Raw genomic sequence first — 4,497 nt, 5'->3', positions numbered from 1 at the left:
TTTTGGATGTCGATGAGTTGGGCGGCGTTGGAGTCGAAGTTGAGTATGGGCTCTGGCTGGGGTTGGATAAATGTGATGAGAGGGGGCCCTTGCAGGGGGGCGCAACCGCAACTGGTATCCGGTTCGGGTACTGGGTTGAATATAGGGGTTGGTGTTGGAGTTGGTTCCGGGGCTGGTGTTGGCGCTGGTGTTGGTGGTGTGGGTTCCGGCGCGGGTGTTGGTGTGGGTTCCGGCGCGGGTGTTGGTGTGGGTTCCGGCGCGGGTGTTGGCGCCGGTATTGGTGGTGTGGGTGTTGGCGCCGGTATTGGTGGTGTGGGTGTTGGCGCCGGTGTTGGTGGTGTGGGTTCCGGCGCCGGTGTTGGTGGTGTGGGTTCCGGCGCCGGTATTGGTGGTGTGGGTGTTGGCGCCGGTGTTGGTGGTGTGGGTGTTGGCGCCGGTGTTGGTGGTGTGGGTGTTGGCGCCGGTGTTGGTTCGTTCAGGGGAATGGCAGAGACAGTAGCGCTGGCGGGGCTGGTAGCGCCCTGGTTGTCTGTAGCGGTGTAGGTGAAATTTGCTGTTGTAAAGTTGGCTGTCGATTGGAAAAATAATTGGTTAATGTCAGCAGGTCTCAGAATTTGACCGGCGCGGATAATCCTGCCCCCAGTATCGGGATCGCCTAAAAATATCAGCCCTTCATTTGCTGGTGGGATGGTGTTGATGGTGAAGGATGCGATCGACCCGTCTGGATCTGTGCCGCCTAGTCCTGCGATCAAGACAGTGCTGCTGGGGGCGATATCGAGGTCGACGTTGTTAGCTACTGGCGGTTGGTTGGGCTCCGGCAGCAGCGCCGATACAGTAGCGCTGGCGCGGCTGGTAGCGCCCTGGTTGTCTGTAGCGCTGTAGGTGAAATTGGCTTTTGTAAAGTTGCCTGTCGATTGGAAAAATAATTGGTTAATGTCAGCAGGTGTCAGAATTTGACCGGCGGTGACAATCGTGCCGCCAGTATCGGGATTGCCTAAAAATATCAGCCCTTCATTTGCGGGTGGGACGGTGTTGATGGTGAAGGATGCGATCGAGCCGTCGGGGTCGCTTCCTCCGAGTCCTGCGATCGCCACAGCGCTGCTGGGGGCGATTTCGAGGTTGACATTGTTAGCTATCGGCCGTAGGTTGGCGGGAGTCGGAGTCGGTGTGGGTGGGGGAGTCGGAGTCGGAGTCGGGGCAGAGGCGATGCTGGTGCTAACAGTTGCGCCGGGATCGCGGCCGTTATTGTTGTCGGGATTTGGGTCATTAGTTGTTGAGGTACTTCTTGCCGTGTTGCTGACAGTGCCGGTCGCCGGGGCTGGGAATCTGACAGTCCGGCTGACGGCCACGCCGTCAGCTAAGCTGGCAATGGGCGGAAAGCTGACAATGCCTGTGGCTGGGTCGTAAATACCGCCGTTGGATGCTGTAACGCCCGTTAAACCGGGAACGATGCTGTCTGTAACGGTGATGTTGGTAGCGGTACTCGGCCCTCTGTTTTCGGTGAGAATTGTGTAGGTGACAGTCGAGCCTGCGGCTACAGTAGAGGGCCCGGTTTTGATCGTAGCTACATCGGCGCTATCGGTGATCGTGGTAGTGACTCTTGCCGACGGGCTGCTGCCGTTGTTGTTGGCAGGATTGGGGTCTGGGCTCGTTGAGGTGCTGCTAGCAGTGTTGGCGATGGGGCCGCCGGTGGCGGGAAGTGGAAAACGGACGGTTCTGTTGGTGCTGGCTGTGCTGGCTAGGGATGTGATCGTCGGCCAAGTCACAATACCTGTAGTTTGGCTGTAAGTTCCGCCCTCCGAGACGCTGACTCCTGTTAAACCCGGAACAATGGTGTCGGTGATCACCACATTGGTTGCCGCACTCGGCCCACTGTTGGCTGCCGTAATTGTGTAGGTAACAGTCGATCCGGCTGCTGCCGTAGCGGGCCCGGTTTTGATCGTAGCTACATCGGCGCTATCGGTGATCGTGGTGGTGACTCTTGCCGACGGGCTGCTGCCGTTGTTGTTGGCAGGATTGGGGTCTGGGCTCGTTGAGGTGCTGCTAGCAGTGTTGGCGATGGGGCCGCCGGTGGCGGGAAGTGGAAAACGGACGGTTCTGTTGGTGCTGGCTGCGCTGGCTAGGGATGTGATCGTCGGCCAAGTCACAATACCTGTAGTTTGGTTGTAAGTTCCGCCCTCCGAGACGCTGACTCCTGTTAAACCCGGAACAATGGTGTCGGTGATCACCACATTGGTTGCCGCACTCGGCCCACTGTTGGCTGCCGTAATTGTGTAGGTGACAGTCGATCCGGCTGCTGCCGTAGCGGGCCCGCTTTTGACCGTCACTACATCAGCGCTATCGTTTGTAATAGTGGTCGTGACTCTCGCATCCGGGCTGCTGCCACTGTTGTTAGCGGGTACGGGATCGATCGTGCTGCTGCTGCTGAATACACTGTTGGTAATAGGGCCGAGTGTAGTTGGGGTTGTAACAGTTACGGTGCGCGTGGCCGTGGCCCCAACAGGTAAATTCGGAATACTCCAGGAAACCAGTCTCGTTGTCGGGTTGAAAATGCCGCCGCCCTCGGCACTACTCAATACTGCCCCGTCGGGCAATCTATCTTCAATCACCACGTTTTCGGCGTCGTTCGGGCCGTTATTTACTGTCGTAATTGTGTAAGTAATGGGGCTACCCGGTGCCGCTGCAGCCGGGCCTGTTTTCGTTGAGGCAACATCTGCTGTAGTAAGCGGCACGTCTATAGTTTGGATAGACAAAGTGCGAACGTCGTGAATATTTGTTGCGTCTCCCGTTGAACCAGCAAAACCAAATTTGAATGTTGCCGGTATTGGCTCGTTTATCTCCTCTTCTAAATTGGCAATGTCGATAAGAGTCTCACCCGGATCTGCAAACGAACCATTATTGTTGAGATCAAAGTTAACAGTGAGACGGTTTGGCGTTGCAGAAGTGGGGGGTTGCAAAATAATTTGAACTCTTCTTCTGGCTGCTTCGCGATTGCTAGTAATGGCGTTGATCGGCCCGTTTGGAGGCAGAGGATTTACGGTATCGGGAATATTATCTATTCCCTGCGGCACAAACGTAGAAGTTAAAAATCGATATTGCGTAACTTCGCTACCTCGAAGTGTTACCGAATCTGCTCTACGAGTCACCCCAATTCCGCCTACACGCCCTTGAGTTTCACTTGAGAAATTTCCAAATTCATCCAATCCAATTCCTAAATAACCTCCCCGTAAACCGGACTGATTTGTATCTGTATTTTGGGCGTAGCCGAGAGACCCTCCATAGCCTCCAGCTACTGTTGGGGTCACAGTACCGTCAATTAAAAAGAAACTTATGCCGTCCCCTGTCCGCCCTGCTAAATTCGGACGTGCAGTCCCGTCGTAGGCAAATATATCGAAGACAATGTTAAGACCGCTATTGACGGGAACCTGACTGTTATAGATGACAAAAGTAGATTGGTCAAAGGTTCTTGTAGTTAATCTTAACGCCCCGCTGCCAACCGGGTCTATGTTCAAACCCGGAAAACTCTCCGTTCCGGTTCCTGCTGTTAAAGCTGGAGCGTCAGACGTGCCTGTTACCCCAGAGATCCAAGGCCCGATTAGACGTGCGTCTTGAAAACTTTCGTCCACTAAACTAATGAGGACAGCGCTGTAAGTTTCCTGGGTTTTTGTTTCAAAGGCTATTGGGGTTTTTACTCGTCCTGCTGTAACATTTAATTGCCAGTTTCCTCCTAATTTTGCACTGCCAATTAGATTATTGGAAGCCGCTATATTTGCGCCTGTTAATTCTCTGAGCTTCTGCACGAAAGCAATCCCGGATTGTCCAGCCCCAACCTTACACGCTAATAATAAAATATCGGCTTTTTCCGTGAAGGCATGGCGCCACTGTTGCAAATGCCGAGCGTACTTTGGTAATTTTTTATCCTTCAGTAAAGTTGACCCCAGTTGCACCGAAGCTTCATTGCCGTGAGCAACTATCTGAAGGCTGGCAATGGAGCTGCGTTTAGCTAGAATATCAGTAATTTGTTCTACTCCGTCCAGAGTTCGATCAAGGACAATTATCTCTGTCCCCGGTTTGACTCCGCTGGCAAGATGCTGATAATTCTCTACCCTCGGATCGATGCAAACTAAATGTTTTTTACGTTGAGTATTGACGCCCCGACTCGCTTTTGTTAAACAGGAAATATTGATAGCCCGATCACCGACTAACGGCGCCCCAATCAAAGAAATTTTTATGCAGGCAGTGTCGCGACGATCGCAACTTAATTTGTGAATTGGCGAAGAGTAGTTGCACCATAAATTTTTCATGAGTTAGATAGCTCCTTGATTTGTTAATTGTCAATCTTCAGTGGTAGATATTATTGTTAATTGCTAATGGAAATCTCTAATTACTAATTTCTCGACTTCGCATACTTAACAAGTTCTATTTAGGGTTTGCTGAATAATCGATCGCAAACTAAGAACAGGAGCTCACGATATATTCAAGCAGAGTTAAATATAA

1 protein-coding gene is annotated in these 4,497 nt (G+C 52.5%); it reads right to left on the bottom strand.

Going from position 1 to position 4,497, the window contains the following annotated elements; genetic code table 11:
* Positions 1-4,304, bottom strand: a 4,304-nt coding sequence (locus QUA34_RS29730; protein WP_333391059.1) for a DUF4347 domain-containing protein, incomplete at its 3' end; no start/stop codon positions are given.
* Between the last annotated feature and the right edge of the window lie 193 nt (positions 4,305-4,497).

The organism is Microcoleus sp. POL10_C6, from assembly GCF_036701585.1.
Classification (GTDB): Bacteria; Cyanobacteriota; Cyanobacteriia; order Cyanobacteriales; family Microcoleaceae; genus Microcoleus.
Note: the sequence above shows the minus strand (reverse complement) of the source record. Positions and strands in the feature narration are given on the sequence as shown.